General features: G+C 70.2%; 14 protein-coding genes and 1 pseudogene. 7 read left to right on the top strand and 8 right to left on the bottom strand.

The window, feature by feature from the left end:
• Nucleotides 1-5: 5 nt before the first annotated feature.
• A complete protein-coding gene (locus ACZ5WC_RS27930) occupies nucleotides 6-1,685 on the bottom strand; it encodes a glycosyltransferase family 2 protein (RefSeq protein ID WP_468543394.1) in 1,680 nt (559 codons plus the stop codon).
• A 384-nt stretch (nucleotides 1,686-2,069) separates the two neighbouring features.
• On the opposite strand from ACZ5WC_RS27930, the gene ACZ5WC_RS27925 reads away from it, so the two are divergent.
• Both ACZ5WC_RS27925 and ACZ5WC_RS27920 read left to right on the top strand, forming a co-directional pair.
• Nucleotides 2,070-2,921 (top strand): phosphatase, encoded by an 852-nt coding sequence (locus ACZ5WC_RS27925; protein ID WP_468543393.1) that lies wholly within the window; start codon nucleotides 2,070-2,072, stop codon nucleotides 2,919-2,921.
• Nucleotides 2,922-2,926: 5 nt separating this feature from the next.
• Nucleotides 2,927-3,148, top strand: coding sequence for a YdeI/OmpD-associated family protein (locus tag ACZ5WC_RS27920; protein ID WP_468543392.1), 222 nt, complete (start codon nucleotides 2,927-2,929; stop codon nucleotides 3,146-3,148).
• Between the two features lie 43 nt (nucleotides 3,149-3,191).
• On the opposite strand, the gene ACZ5WC_RS27915 is transcribed toward ACZ5WC_RS27920, so the two are convergent.
• From ACZ5WC_RS27915 to ACZ5WC_RS27905, 3 genes are all read right to left on the bottom strand, one after another.
• Nucleotides 3,192-4,202: a cation diffusion facilitator family transporter gene (locus ACZ5WC_RS27915; RefSeq protein ID WP_468543391.1), complete on the bottom strand. Its 1,011-nt coding sequence runs from the start codon at nucleotides 4,200-4,202 to the stop codon at nucleotides 3,192-3,194.
• A 27-nt stretch (nucleotides 4,203-4,229) separates the two neighbouring features.
• Nucleotides 4,230-5,123: an acyl-CoA thioesterase gene (locus ACZ5WC_RS27910; protein ID WP_468543390.1), complete on the bottom strand. Its 894-nt coding sequence runs from the start codon at nucleotides 5,121-5,123 to the stop codon at nucleotides 4,230-4,232.
• Nucleotides 5,124-5,221: 98 nt separating this feature from the next.
• Complete coding sequence (locus ACZ5WC_RS27905) at nucleotides 5,222-6,379, bottom strand: acyl-CoA dehydrogenase family protein (protein WP_468543389.1); 1,158 nt, start codon at nucleotides 6,377-6,379, stop codon at nucleotides 5,222-5,224.
• A 209-nt stretch (nucleotides 6,380-6,588) separates the two neighbouring features.
• On the opposite strand from ACZ5WC_RS27905, the gene ACZ5WC_RS27900 reads away from it, so the two are divergent.
• The 4 genes from ACZ5WC_RS27900 to ACZ5WC_RS27885 all read left to right on the top strand — a co-directional run bounded on the left by ACZ5WC_RS27900 (nucleotide 6,589) and on the right by ACZ5WC_RS27885 (nucleotide 10,305).
• Nucleotides 6,589-6,930, top strand: coding sequence for a DUF5713 family protein (locus tag ACZ5WC_RS27900; protein WP_468543388.1), 342 nt, complete (start codon nucleotides 6,589-6,591; stop codon nucleotides 6,928-6,930).
• 51 nt (nucleotides 6,931-6,981) lie between these two features.
• Nucleotides 6,982-7,401, top strand: a complete 420-nt coding sequence (locus tag ACZ5WC_RS27895; protein ID WP_468543387.1) for a helix-turn-helix transcriptional regulator — start codon at nucleotides 6,982-6,984, stop codon at nucleotides 7,399-7,401.
• A gap of 10 nt (nucleotides 7,402-7,411) precedes the next feature.
• Entirely contained in the window at nucleotides 7,412-7,828 is a 417-nt protein-coding gene (locus tag ACZ5WC_RS27890) for a VOC family protein (protein WP_468543386.1), read from the top strand.
• 89 nt (nucleotides 7,829-7,917) lie between these two features.
• Complete coding sequence (locus ACZ5WC_RS27885; RefSeq protein WP_468543385.1) at nucleotides 7,918-10,305, top strand: ATP-binding cassette domain-containing protein; 2,388 nt, start codon at nucleotides 7,918-7,920, stop codon at nucleotides 10,303-10,305.
• Nucleotides 10,306-10,350: 45 nt separating this feature from the next.
• Here ACZ5WC_RS27885 and ACZ5WC_RS27880 read toward each other — a convergent pair whose 3' ends face one another.
• Nucleotides 10,351-10,572: a DUF397 domain-containing protein gene (locus ACZ5WC_RS27880; RefSeq protein ID WP_468543384.1), complete on the bottom strand. Its 222-nt coding sequence runs from the start codon at nucleotides 10,570-10,572 to the stop codon at nucleotides 10,351-10,353.
• Nucleotides 10,505-11,366, bottom strand: a pseudogene (locus tag ACZ5WC_RS27875) (helix-turn-helix domain-containing protein). Before ACZ5WC_RS27875 ends, ACZ5WC_RS27880 begins: the two are co-directional and overlap by 68 nt.
• A 133-nt stretch (nucleotides 11,367-11,499) precedes the next feature.
• On the opposite strand from ACZ5WC_RS27875, the gene ACZ5WC_RS27870 reads away from it, so the two are divergent.
• Nucleotides 11,500-11,844 (top strand): hypothetical protein, encoded by a 345-nt coding sequence (locus ACZ5WC_RS27870; protein WP_468543383.1) that lies wholly within the window; start codon nucleotides 11,500-11,502, stop codon nucleotides 11,842-11,844.
• Between the two features lie 10 nt (nucleotides 11,845-11,854).
• Here ACZ5WC_RS27870 and ACZ5WC_RS27865 read toward each other — a convergent pair whose 3' ends face one another.
• Both ACZ5WC_RS27865 and ACZ5WC_RS27860 read right to left on the bottom strand, forming a co-directional pair.
• Nucleotides 11,855-12,349 carry a hypothetical protein gene (locus tag ACZ5WC_RS27865; protein WP_468543382.1) on the bottom strand — a complete coding sequence of 165 codons (495 nt, stop codon included), beginning with the start codon at nucleotides 12,347-12,349 and terminating at the stop codon, nucleotides 11,855-11,857.
• A gap of 167 nt (nucleotides 12,350-12,516) precedes the next feature.
• Nucleotides 12,517-13,434 (bottom strand): alpha/beta hydrolase, encoded by a 918-nt coding sequence (locus tag ACZ5WC_RS27860; protein ID WP_468543381.1) that lies wholly within the window; start codon nucleotides 13,432-13,434, stop codon nucleotides 12,517-12,519.
• Between the last annotated feature and the right edge of the window lie 103 nt (nucleotides 13,435-13,537).

The raw sequence follows: 13,537 nt of genomic DNA, 5'->3' as shown, positions 1-13,537 counted from the left end.
GCCTTTCAACTTGACCACGGAAGCATCGGGTTGACCCACCCCGAGGCGATCAGACCGGTGAGCAGGAGGACCGCGGACGCGGCGAGGGACTCGGGCCAGCGGCGGGGCAGCATGCCCGTCCGGGTCCGCGGCGGCGCGGCGAGTGGCTCGGCCGCCTTCGCGGGCGGGCGCAGCTCGGTCGACAGGTCCCGGATCAGCGGGACGTTGATCTGCAACTGGACCAGGACGTAGAGGCCGAGTCCCCAGGTGGGCTCCCAGCCGTTACGGGCCACGGCCAGCGCGAGGCCCGCCGACGCGGCCCCGTTGGACAGCACCAGCCAGACCAGCGAGACGCCCGCCACCCGCCGGGCCATCGAGCCCGAACTCCGCGTCGTACGGGCCCCCGTGGGCACCCAGGCGGCGCTGCGGCCGCGCAGGGTGTGCCAGAACGCGGTCGCGGCGGCCACGCTGGTGAGGACGCCGGCCCGGATCACCTCCACCCGCCACCGGGTGCGGCTGATCCGGGGCAGCAGCACGTGCCACAGCCACAGCGGGGCGAGCAGCGGCAGCACGTGCCAGGGCCGGATGTGGTCCGGGTACCAGAACATCATCACCAGCGGCGGCAGCGGGGCGGCGAAGGTGTTCACGGCCGTGGTCAGATAGCCGAGGACACCCTCGTAGAAGCAGAGCCGCATCCGCCAGGGTGCGCGCATCCGCTTGAGGACCGGGGCGCCGAGCAGGTGTAGATTGCCCATCGCCCACCGGTACTGCTGGTTGACGAACGAGGTGACCGTGTCGGGCGAGGTGCCCTTGGCGACGAGGACGGGCACGTACTGGGTGCGGAACCCCCGCTCGTGCAGGGCCAGTCCGGTGTACAGGTCCTCGCTGTGGTCGAGCCGGGCGAAGCCGCCCGCGAGGTCGATCGCGCTCCGCCGGTAGACGGCGTTGCTGCCGCAGCAGATCGCGGCGTCGCTGGCGTCCCGGGAGGGCTGGATCCAGCGGAAGAACCACTCCTGCGCGGAACCGGCGGCGCGCTGGATCCAGTCCATGCCCGCGTCGGTGTCGAAGCACTGCGGGCTCTGCACGATGCCGACGGCGGGGTCCGCGAGATACGGGACCAGATGCCGCAGGAAGTCCGGCCGGGGCGCGAAGTCCGCGTCCAGGATCGCGATGAACTCGGCGTCCGACAGGGTGAGCGCGTGGTTGAGGTTCCCCGCCTTCTTCAGATGCCCCCGGTCGGGGCGTACGACGTAGCGGTAGCCGTGCTCGGCCGCCAGGGCCGCCACCTCGCCCCGGTCCGCGTCGTCCAGCACCCAGACGGTCAGCGCGCCGGGCCAGTCGAGGGCGGCGACCGCGCGGTAGGCGTTGGCGAGGACCGGGAGCGGTTCGCCGCAGGTCGGCAGGTAGAGGTCGACGGTCGGCAGCCGGGCGGGTCGCCAGGCGCGGACCAGCACCTCGTGGGAGGCCCGGGTCAGCCGCCGCTGACGCAGGCTGTTCACGGAGGAGAGCAGCAGGGCCACGACGTTGAGCCCGAGGACCGCGAGGAACGCCCACAGGGCCGGGGTCCGCAGCGCGAAGGTGAACATCGTCGCCGCCGTGAACACGAAGGCCAGGGAACTGCTCACCAGGACCCAGCGGCGCTGCGGCCCGAAGTACCAGTACAGCTCATCGTCGGACGGTGGTTGCGGAAGGTGATGCACGGTCATGAAGCCCCCCACGGCTACGAATGTGCCCGTTTCGGCGCGCTTGGCCCCGGCATGGCTGATCGGCGTGCCTGGTCCCGGCCCGCCTGGTCCCGGCGTGCCTGATTCCGCTGGCACCCTAGCGCCATAGGTATAGACCACTTGTCCAAAAGTGCCACGATGAGCGGAATGAGACAGGGGATCGGCGAGGATTGGCGCAACTCGATTGGTCCAGACCTCTTGGTGATCCCATTCGAGCCCGGTGTCCGCCCGCCGGAGGGAGAAGCAGGTCACGCCACGGTGAACAGTCCCGAAAGACTTCGCGGGGCGGGCCACGGACTTCGCGCGGGGCGGTCCACCGGGCAAGACACCCGGCACAGCCCGCACACCGGACGGCACAATGGGTCCATGCCGATACCCAGCCGCGCCGCCCTCGTCGACCACCTCGTCCGTTCGCGTATCGCGGGAGACGTCGCCACACCCCGCGACAACAACCTCTCCCACTACCGCAAGCTCGCCAACGGCGACCGTCACTACTGGCTGGGCCTGGAGCTGGGGGACCGGTGGAGCGACGAGCAGGACGTGCTGGCCGTGATGGCCGAGCGCTGCGGGGTGAACGACGACCCCGCGCACCGGCAGGGCCAGGACACCATCGATCCCGAGCTGACGGTCGACGCCCTGGAGCGGATGGCCGCCCGGCTGCGCAAGGCCGCCGCCGGCCGCGAGCGGGTCCTGTTCGCCACCGGCCACCCGGGCGGCCTGCTGGACGTGCACCGGCAGACGGCGGACGCCCTGCGCAGGGCCGGCTGCGAGATCGTCCGGATTCCCTCGGGGCTGATCGCGGACGAGGGCATGGTCTTCCAGTTCGCCGACGTCGCGATGCTGGAGCGCGGGGCGACGCTCTGGCACACCCACTCCCCGGCCCCGATGGCGGCCATCCTGGACGCCATGGCCCAGCTGGGCCGCCCGCTGCCCGACCTGGTCGTCGCGGACCACGGCTGGGCGGGATGCGCGGGACAGCGGGGGCTGGACGCGATCGGTTACGCGGACTGCAACGACCCGGCCCTGTTCCTCGGGGAGGCGGAGGGCACCCTCCAGGTCACGGTTCCGCTGGACGACCACGTGACCGACCCGCGCTTCTACGACCCGATGACGGACTACCTGCTGCACGCGGCGGGGCTGCTGGAGGCGGAGCCCGAGGGGACTGAGCCCGAGGAGACCGAGCTTGAGGGGGCGGTCGCGGAGGGGTCCGCCGTGTAGAGGCCGTGGAGGCGGAGGGGGCGCAGGCCATCGACACCGGGCCCCGCACGGTGGAGCCGCCCGAGGACTTCGCGGCGGCGCTCGCGGCGGTGCCGGGGGCCGCGGAGGCGTTCCGCGCCCTGTCGCCCAGCCGCCAGAAGGCGCACGTGACGTCGATCGAGGGAGCGAAGGCGGTCGCGACGCGCGAGCGGCGCATCGCGAAGGCGGTCGCGGAGCTGACGCCGTAGGACGGGTCGGGGGGCCGGGGCGTATCAGGGCGCATCAGGCACGTCAGGGGCCGGGGCGCCGCTGCGAGCGTCCCGGCGTCGGGTCCAGATAGACCCGCCGGACCGACGGGAACCGCTCCCGCAACTGGTCCTCCGCCTCGTCGCACGCCCACTCGACCTCCTCAGCGGTGGCCATGTCCCGGAAGTCGATCTTCGCGGCGATGAGGATCTCGCTCGGCCCCTGGATCAGCGTGGTCAGCTCCAGCACGTCCACGATGTGCGGCACCGAAAGCAGCTCCTCGCGCACCGCGGACCGCATCGCGGCGGGCAGCGGCCGCCCGATGAGCAGCTGCGCGTTGGACCGGCCGAGCACCCAGGCCACGTACACGAGGAGCAGGCCGATCAGACAGGACGCGGTCGCGTCCCAGACCCCCGAACCCGTCAGCTGCCCGCCGAGCAGCCCGCCCGCCGCCAGCAGCAGCCCGACCAGGGCCGCCGAGTCCTCCATGACGACGGCCTTCACGGCGGTGTCGGGGGTGTGGCGCAGGTAGTACGCGTCCGGCACCCGCAGCCGTGACGCCTCGCGCCGCACCTGCTTGACGCCGGTCCGCAGCGAGTAGCCCTCCAGCAGGAACGCGACGCCGAGGACGATGTAGGAGACGAGCGGATCGCCCGGCTCCTCGCCCGCGATCAGCGTGTGCACCCCGTGGTAGACGGAGAAGACGGCCCCGCCGACGAAGGTGGCGATGGAGGCGAGCAGCGCCCAGATGTAGCGCTCGGGGCCGTAACCGAGGGGGTGGGCCTCGTCGGCCGGCTTCCCGCTCCGCTTCAGCGCGGTGAGGAGCATGACCTCGGTGACGGTGTCCGCGACCGAGTGGGCGGCCTCGGAGAGCATCGCGCTGGAGCCGCTGATCAGCCCGGCGACGGCTTTCGCCACGGCGATGCCGAGGTTGGCGAGGGCCGCCACGACCACCGTGAACGTGGACTCCCCGCCATCAGCGGTGTTCTCCGCCGCAGTGCCGCTCGTTGTGCCGCTCGTTGTGCCGCTCGTTGAGTCGCTCGTGGAGTCGCTCATGGAGGGGAGTATGTCCGAAATGGACCCTCAGGTGGTGCTCATCCCCGGGGCACGCGGAACCCGGACGACACCCTCCTGGATGACGGTGATCGCGAGGCGTCCGTCGGCTGTGTAGATACGGGCCTGGCCCAGTCCCCGCCCACCGGAGGCCGACGGCGACTCCTGGTCGTAGAGCAGCCACTCGTCGGCCCGGAACGGCCGGTGGAACCACATGGCGTGGTCCAGGCTCGCCCCGACCACGTCCCCGACCGCCCAGCCGCCCCGCCCGTGGGCGAGCAGCACCGAGTCGAGCAGGGTCATGTCGGAGACGTAGGTGGCCATGCAGACGTGCAGCAGGGGGTCGTCGGCCAGCTTGCCGTTCGTCCGGAACCACACCTGCGAACGCGGCTCTCGCGCCTCGCCCACCGTGCCGAACGGCGGCGCGTCCACGTACCGCAGGTCCACCGCGTCCCGCGCCTCGATCAGCCGGTCCACCATCCCCGGATCGCTGAAGCGGTCCGCGTACCGGGGGAGCATCTCGGCGGCCGTGGGCAGGGTCTCCGGGTCGGGAGAGGCAGGCATGTCCGCCTGGTGCTCCATGCCGTCCTCGTACGTCTGGAAGGACGCGGAGAGGTGGAAGATGGGCTGCCCGTGCTGGACGGCGACGACCCGGCGGGTGGTGAAGGACCTCCCGTCGCGGATGCGGTCGACGCTGTAGACGATCGGCGCGCCCGGGTCGCCCGCCCGCAGGAAGTACGCGTGCAGGGAGTGGGCCGCCCGCTCGGCCGGGACGGTACGGCCCGCGGCGACCAGCGCCTGGGCCGCGACCTGCCCGCCGAACACCCGGGGCACGACCGCGCTGCGGCTCATGCCCCGGAAGATGTCCCGCTCGATCTGCTCCAGGTCGAGCAGATCGAGCAGGGAATCGAGTGCTGCGCTCATGAAGGGAACGTGGTCCTTACGGAAACGTGGTCCTCACCGAACCGGCTGCTGGAGTGTCACAGCCCCATCGACAGTGTTCACAGCGCCATTGGCAGTGTTCAGAGCCCCATCGACTTGGCGATGATCGACTTCATGACCTCGCTGGTGCCGCCGTAGATGCGGTTGACGCGGTTGTCCGCGTACAGGCGGGCGATCGGGTACTCGTTCATGAAGCCGTAGCCGCCGTGCAGCTGGAGGCAGCGGTCGATGACGCGGTGGGCGACCTCGGTGCAGAACAGCTTGGCGGACGCGGCCTCCGCCGCCGTCAGCTCACCGGCGTCCAGGGCCTCCAGCGCGCGGTCGGCGACGGCCTGGGCGGCGTCCACCTCGGCCTGGCAGGCGGCCAGCTCGAACTTGGTGTTCTGGAACGAGGCCACGGTCTTGCCGAAGACCGTGCGCTCCTGCACGTACTCCTTGGCGAACCGGACGGCGGCCGCGGCCTGGGCGTACGCGCCGAAGGCGATGCCCCAGCGCTCGGAGGCCAGGTTGGTGCCGAGGTAGCCGAAGCCCTTGTTCTCCTCACCGAGGAGGTCCTCGGCCGGGACCTTGACGTCGACGAAGGCCAGCTCGGCGGTGTCGGAGGTCTTCAGGCCGAGCTTGTCGAGCTTGCGGCCGACCGAGTAGCCCGCGGACTTGGTGTCGACGGCGAAGAGGGAGATGCCGAAGCGGCGGTCGTCCTCGCGCGGGGCGGCGGTACGGGCGCAGACGATCACGCGGTCGGCGTGCACACCGCCGGTGATGAAGGTCTTGGCGCCGTTGAGGACGTAGTGCGTGCCGTCCTCGGAGAGCTTGGCGGTGGTCTTCATGCCCGCGACGTCGGAGCCGGTGCCCGGCTCGGTCATCGCGAGGGCCCACATCTCCTCGCCGGTCGCGAACTTCGGCAGCCAGCGCTTCTTCTGCTCGTCGGTGGCGAGCATCTTCACGTACGGCAGGCCGAGCAGCGTGTGGACGCCGGAGCCGCCGAAGGTGACACCCGCGCGTGCGGTCTCCTCGTAGATGACGGCCTCGTACTTGTGCGAGTCGATGCCCGCGCCGCCGTACTCCTCGTCGACCTCGATGCCGAAGATGCCCAGCTCACCGAGCTTGAGGTAGAAGTCGCGCGGCACCTGACCGGCGGCGAACCACTCGTCGTAGACCGGCACGACCTCGGCCGCGATGAAGGCGCGGATGGTCTCCCGGAACGCCTCGTGGTCCTCGTTGAATACCGTACGGCGCACGGGATGCCTCCTAGGTCGGCAGTCGGTTGATACAGGTCGTACATGGCTAAGCGCTTGCTCAGACTCCCTTCGAAGTTACCCGCCAGTCGGGTGCGCTGTCCAGGGTGATGCTCGGCACGCGGAGACGGGTGGGTCCGGCGTCCGGGCCCGATTGTCAGTCCTGTGGGGGAGTATCGGAACAACGCCGTCGGACGTATCGGGGGACCACCATGACGATCACGAACGAGCAGCTGGCGGGGCACGCGTTCCTGGCCCTGCTGTACGAGGACGACTATTTCCCGGACCACCTCCTGGACAAGGGCACGGCGGTGTTGCGCGCCCTGTGCGAGCGGATCGAGGCCGAGAAGCCCACGGACCTCACCGCCCTGTACGCGCTGACCGCGGTGGCGACCGAGGCCTTCAACGACCTGGAGGCCGAGTTCGAGGCGGCGGGCGGCGAGATCGAGACCGTCGCACGCGAGGAGATAGGCGAGGCCTTCTGGACCATCGCGACGGCGTACGGCTTCACGGACGCGGACCCGGAGGAACTGATCGCCGAGCGCGAGTGGTGACCCCTTTCCGGATGACGGGCCGGGCGTCGGCGACCGTGGGAGGGTGAGGGAGTGAGGCTGGAGGATCTGGCCCGGCTGCGTCGGGCCCGTGACCGCATGGACCGCGAGTACGCCCAACCGCTCGACGTCCCCTCGCTGGCCCGCGCCGCCCTGATGTCGCCCGGCCATTTCTCCCGCAGCTTCCGTGCCGCCTTCGGCGAGACCCCGTACAGCTATCTCATGACCCGCCGCATCGAGCGGGCCAAAGCGCTGCTGCGCCGGGGCGACCTGTCGGTCACGGAGGTCTGCTTCGCCGTCGGCTGTACGTCACTGGGCTCGTTCAGCTCCCGCTTCACCGAGCTGGTGGGGGAGACCCCGAGCGCCTACCGGACCCGCCCCCACGACGCCGGGGAGACCATCCCGGCGTGCGTCGCCAAGATGCTCACGCGACCGGTCAGGAATGGAGAAGCAAATCCCCCACCCCGCACCTAGCGTGAAACGCATGGACATCAACCTCTCGCAGTGTTTCATCGCCGTCGACGACCACGACAAGGCGCTCGCCTTCTACCGCGACGCCCTGGGAATGGAAGTGCGCAACGATGTCGGATTCGAAGGCATGCGCTGGGTGACCGTCGGGTCCCCCGCCCAGCCGGACGTGGAGATCGTCCTCGAACCCCCGCTCGCGGACCCGAACGCCCCGGCGGCCGACCGGCAGACCATGGCCGAGCTGCTCGCCAAGGGCATGCTGCGCGGTGTGATCCTCTCCGCCGAGGACGTGGACGCCGCCTTCGAGCAGGTCCGGGCCGCGGGCGGCGAGGTGCTCCAGGAGCCGATCGACCAGCCGTACGGCGTCCGGGACTGCGCCTTCCGCGACCCTTCCGGCAACATGCTGCGCATCACCCAGTCCAGCAGGAAGTAGCACCCTCCCGATGAGGGCCGGGGCCCCGCCGGGCCCCGGCCCCCGCGCACCAGCAGGCTCCACGCCCCAGTTACGGAGAAACGACGAGCATGGCTCCGAGAACGAAGACCACGCAGCCGCCCGCGCCGCACGCCGCCGACAGCCACGACCTGATCCGCGTGCACGGCGCGCGGGAGAACAACCTCAAGGACGTCAGCATCGAGCTGCCGAAGCGCCGGCTGACGGTGTTCACCGGCGTCTCCGGGTCGGGCAAGAGCTCCCTGGTGTTCAGCACCATCGCCGCGGAGTCCCAGCGGCTGATCAACGAGACGTACAGCGCCTTCGTGCAGGGCTTCATGCCCACGCAGGCGCGGCCCGACGTCGATGTGCTCGACGGGCTGACGACCGCGATCATCGTCGACCAGCAGCGGATGGGCAGCGACCCCCGCTCCACGGTCGGCACCACCACCGACGCCAACGCCATGCTCCGCATCCTCTTCAGCCGGCTCGGCAAGCCGCACATCGGCCCGCCCGGCGCATTCGCCTTCAACGTGCCCTCGGTCACGGCGAGCGGCGCGATCACCGTCGAGCGCGGCAACAAGAAGGCGGTGAAGGCCACCTTCAGCCGCACCGGCGGGATGTGCCCCCGCTGCGAGGGCCGGGGCACGGTCTCCGACATCGACCTCACCCAGCTCTACGACGACTCCAAGTCGATCGCCGAGGGCGCGTTCACCATCCCCGGCTGGAAGTCGGACAGCTGGTGGACCGTGCGGACGTACGCGGAGTCCGGCTTCCTCGACCCGGACAAGCCGATCGCCGAGTTCACGAAGAGGGAAATGCAGGACTTCCTCTACCGGGAGCCGACCAAGGTGAAGGTGGAGGGCGCGAACCTCACCTTCGAAGGGCTGATCCCCAAGATCCAGAAGTCGTTCCTGTCCAAGGACCGCGAGTCGATGCAGCCCCACATCCGGGACTTCGTGGACCGGGCGGTCACCTTCACCACCTGCCCCGAGTGCGAGGGGACCCGGCTGACCGAGGGCGCCCGCTCCTCGAAGATCAAGAAGATCAGCATCGCGGACGCCTGCGCGATGGAGATCCGGGACCTCGCGGAATGGGTCCGCGCCCTGGAGGAGCCCTCCGTCGCCCCGCTCCTGACCGCTCTCCAGCAGACCCTGGACTCGTTCGTGGAGATCGGCCTCGGCTACCTCGCGCTCGACCGCCCCTCGGGCACGCTCTCCGGCGGCGAGGCACAGCGCGTCAAGATGATCCGCCACCTCGGCTCCTCGCTCACCGACGTCACCTATGTCTTCGACGAGCCCACCATCGGCCTGCACCCGCACGACATCCAGCGGATGAACGACCTGCTGCTCCGCCTCCGCGACAAGGGCAACACGGTGCTTGTCGTGGAGCACAAGCCGGAGGCCATCGCCATCGCCGACCATGTGGTCGACCTCGGCCCCGGGGCCGGTACGGCAGGCGGCACCGTCTGCTTCGAAGGCACGCTGGAAGGCCTCCGGTCCTCCGGCACCGTCACCGGCCGCCACCTCGACGACCGGGCCGTCCTCAAGGACGAGGTCCGCAAGCCCACCGGCGCGCTGGAGGTCCGCGGCGCGACGGCGCACAACCTCCGCAACGTCGACGTCGACATCCCGCTCGGCGTGCTCACCGTCGTCACCGGGGTCGCAGGTTCCGGAAAGAGCTCGCTCGTGCACGGGTCGATCCCGGCGGGCGAGGGCGTGATCTCGGTCGACCAGAGCCCCATCCGGGGTTCGCGCCGCAGCAACCCGGCGACGTACACGGGCCTGCTCGACCCGATCCGCAAGGCCTTCGCCAAGGTCAACGGCGTGAAGCCCGCCCTGTTCAGCGCCAACTCCGAGGGCGCCTGCCCCACGTGCAACGGCGCGGGCGTCATCTTCACGGATCTGGGCATGATGGCCAGCGTCTCCAGCCCCTGCGAGGACTGTGAGGGCAAGCGCTTCCAGGCCTCGGTCCTGGACTACCACCTCGGCGGCCGCGACATCAGCGAGGTGCTGGCGATGTCGGTCTCCGAGGCCGAGGAGTTCTTCGGCTCCGGCGAGGCGAGCACTCCGGCCGCGCACAAGATCCTCCAACGCCTCGCGGACGTAGGCCTCGGCTACCTCAGCCTCGGCCAGCCGCTCACCACGCTGTCCGGCGGCGAGCGCCAACGCCTGAAGCTGGCAACGCACATGGGCGACAAGGGCGGTGTCTACGTCCTGGACGAGCCGACCACGGGCCTGCACCTCGCGGACGTCGAACAGCTCCTCGGCCTGCTGGACCGCCTGGTCGACTCCGGAAAGTCGGTGATCGTCATCGAGCACCACCAGGCGGTCATGGCCCACGCGGACTGGATCATCGACCTCGGCCCCGGCGCGGGCCATGACGGCGGCCGGATCGTCTTCGAGGGCACGCCGGCCGAACTGGTGGAAGCCCGCACGACGCTGACGGGGGAGCACCTGGCGGAGTACGTGGGGGAGTGAGGTCGGCCTTCCCGGCTGCTGTGTCCTTTCCGCCTGTCTTGCGGGTCAGGCGGAGAGGGCCCCGCGCTTGACCGCGTCCACGAAGGAGGTCCACCCGGCGGCGGGGATGAGCAGGGCCGGCCCGCCGGGCACCTTGGAGTCCCGGACGGGGACGGCGGTGGGGTGGTGGTCCTGGACTTCGAGGCAGCTGCCCGACTCGCTACCGCTGTAGGAGGACTTGCGCCAGCGGGTGGGCGAGAAGTTGGTCTGGGTGCTCCGCCTGGCCATGTTCTCTGTAGCCCTTCGCTGTTGCCTTCACCACTGCCAAAGAGTCGTCTCGTGACAGGGAGTCGCTCAGTGCAAGAGCGTAACGGCTCTGGAGTGCCTCGACTACGGCTGGCGAATCGTGCAACTTCCCTACCCGCACTCCTTCGCTGTAGGCGACTGGCGGCTGGTCATCGAACCACATCAACGTCAGCATGCTTTCCAGCAACGAGTGGAAACCGAGCGACATGGGGAGCACGTGCGTGCGGATGATCTTCGCTTCGGTGAGCTCCACGATGTGGTCCAGCTGCTCCGCCATGACCTCCGGGCCACCGATCGGACGTCGGAGCGATGCTTCGTCCAAGATCGCCCAGACCACAGGTGGCTTGGTGCCCTGGAAGATCTTTGCGCGGTTCAGCCGTGCGACGACGGCTTTGTCACACTCCGTCGGGCCCAACGGGGGGAACGCCATGCCGAGGACGGCACGTGCGTACGCCTCGGTCTGGAGGATGCCCGGGAGAAATGACAGGGCGAACTCGCGGATCATCGTCGCCTGCTGTTCGAGATGCCGCGCCGCGCCGAAGTAGTCCGCGAGGACTCCGTCGTCCTCCGCTCCCGGCCGGAAACTCGTGAGGACGTTGCCCGTGCCCAGCGCCAAATCCAGCCCGCCGGGCATCCTCCTCGCTCGGCATGCGACGGCCCGCCTCGATGTGAGAGATGTGCGACCGCGTCATCAACGCCAGAACCGCGAGCTGCTGTTGCGTCAGGCAGGCCACTTCCCGCTGAGCCTTCAACCATGTGCCATAGGTATTACTCACAGCCGACTCCAGTGCGACGAGCGTGATGTCACTCCGTACCCCCTGGTGAGCCTAGCCGCGCCGACTTCACTCTGTGAGTGGATCGCTACTCAGCGAAGAACCCACCCCCTATTGCGACGGAGTTGACGCACCCATGAGCGAACAGGCACCGAATTCCGCACGGTTGCTGCCCTGGGCCGGAACGGACGGCAAACCCTGTTACGTCGTCGGTAACGGCGAGGGGCAGGTCTCGCGTGCGGCCGACCGGGTCGAGGCCATGCAACTGGGCATGGCGTACGAACTCCTCGACCACGCCGACGACATGGTGGACGACGACCGGTCCACGTCCGTCCAGCTACGCCACCTCGCGGCGGCCCTGGCGTACTCGCTGCGGGACGTCCACCGGGTCGCCCGGAGCCGAGGCCTGAGGCTGGGGATTCCCGACGCCTTCGAGCCCGACCACCCGACGGGACCGGGGCTGGTCTGTCTGGGGCCGTGAGACGGGGACCTCAGACCCCGGCCGTGCAGAACACGCACGCCTCCCAGAACGGCAGCGCGCCCAGCACCCGGTGACGTACGCACGTGGCCATCGCGGCCTCCTGCGGCCCGGGCAGGACATCCGCGTCGGCCTTCGCGGTCGCGGGGTCGAACGCCTCCACCATCGCCCGGTACGTGCGCAGGTAACCCTCGGCCCGAGGGGCCTCGTAGGTCAGTTCCTCCCACCGGTGGCGGGTCAGCGCCAGATCGAGGACGCGCAGCAGGAAGTCCTTGGCCGCCGCCCGCTCCTGCGGCGTGTCCCCCCAGTCGAGCTCCGCCAGGTCGAAACCGACTGCCCCGCGCCCCATCACGTTCTGGTCCTGGAGGGTCAGCAGGGCGGCGAAGCGGAAGTCCCACGGCTCGCGGGCCATCGTGGACACGGCGAGCGTGAGCACGTCCACGAACACGGCCGTCCCGCCGTTGGTCATCTCCAGGTGGCGACCGTCACCGCCGCCGAACAGGTTCATGCCCCGAGAGTAGGAGAGGAAGGAGGCCGACCTCCGATCAGCCGCGTGAAGAGCGGGACGGCGACCTCGCGGAGTTGCCGTAGAGACCAGTTACCGTCTCGAAGGCACCAAGTGCGGCGCCGCCGTGCACGACGACGGTCGGCACGACATGCACCTGCTCGCTCGTATCAGGGCTGATTGAGCCGGTCGTGCAGCCAGGAGCTGATGCCGCTGAGCGCCGTTGCGGCCATGGCGGTGGGGTGGCCCGTGAAGCCGTGAGGCGACTCGGGGTAGACGCGCACCTCGACGTCGTTCCCCGCCGCCGACAACCGGCCTGCCAGCGCAAGGTTGTCCTCCAGCAGCACGTCGTTGCTGCCCACGACCAGCAGCGCCGGGGGCAGCCCGCGCAGGTCGCCGTGGAGCGGGGAGATATCGGGATCGGTGCGGTCCGCGACATGGCCGGCGTACGCCTGGATGAAGTATTCGTCCGCGTAGAGACGGCCGCCCGGGGTCTGCGCGCTCAAGTCGTAGGCGCCGTAGCGGAGTGCGGCAGCGGCGAACCGGTCGACGACGCCTCTGTCCCTCAGCCGGAGCAGGGTCACCAGGGCGAGGTTGGCTCCCGCGGAGCTGCCGCCGATCGCGAGCCGGGAGGTCCCGAAGCGGGCTTCGGCCTCCTCCACGAGCCAGAGCGCCGCCGCTTCGCAGTCGTCGGGCGCGGCCGGCCAGGGGTGCTCGGGCGCCAGCCGGTAGTCGACGCTGACGACGGCGATGCCCAGGGCGTTGGCGAGCTCGCGGTGGCGTTCGTCGCCCCGTGCCGCGGAGCCGGAGTAGAAGCCGCCGCCGTGGATGCCCAGGTAGACACCGCGCGGCGGACCGCCGACGGGCAGGAGGATCCGCACCGGAACGCGTACTCCCGCGGCTTCGACCGTCTCCTCGATGGCAGGCGGATCGGCGGGACGGAAGACGCACTTCTGCTCCCGCACCTCCTTGAGCTCCTCGAACGTCCTGGGCCCACGGCCCGCAGCCCTCGACGCGTAGAAGTCACGGGCTTCGTCGACCTGCTCGGCGGGCACGTCGGCCAGCAGAGCGTCCAGCGCGAATCGCACGCGCCCTCCTCATCCATGTTGGTTTCAACGGCCGTTCGGGGTCGCATCGGCATGCTATCGCCGCGCGTGCGGGGGCGTTCGGTCCTCCTGCCGGGGCTGGTCG

It is taken from the genome of Streptomyces sp. NPDC033165 (assembly GCF_055577965.1).
Note: the sequence above shows the minus strand (reverse complement) of the source record. Positions and strands in the feature narration are given on the sequence as shown.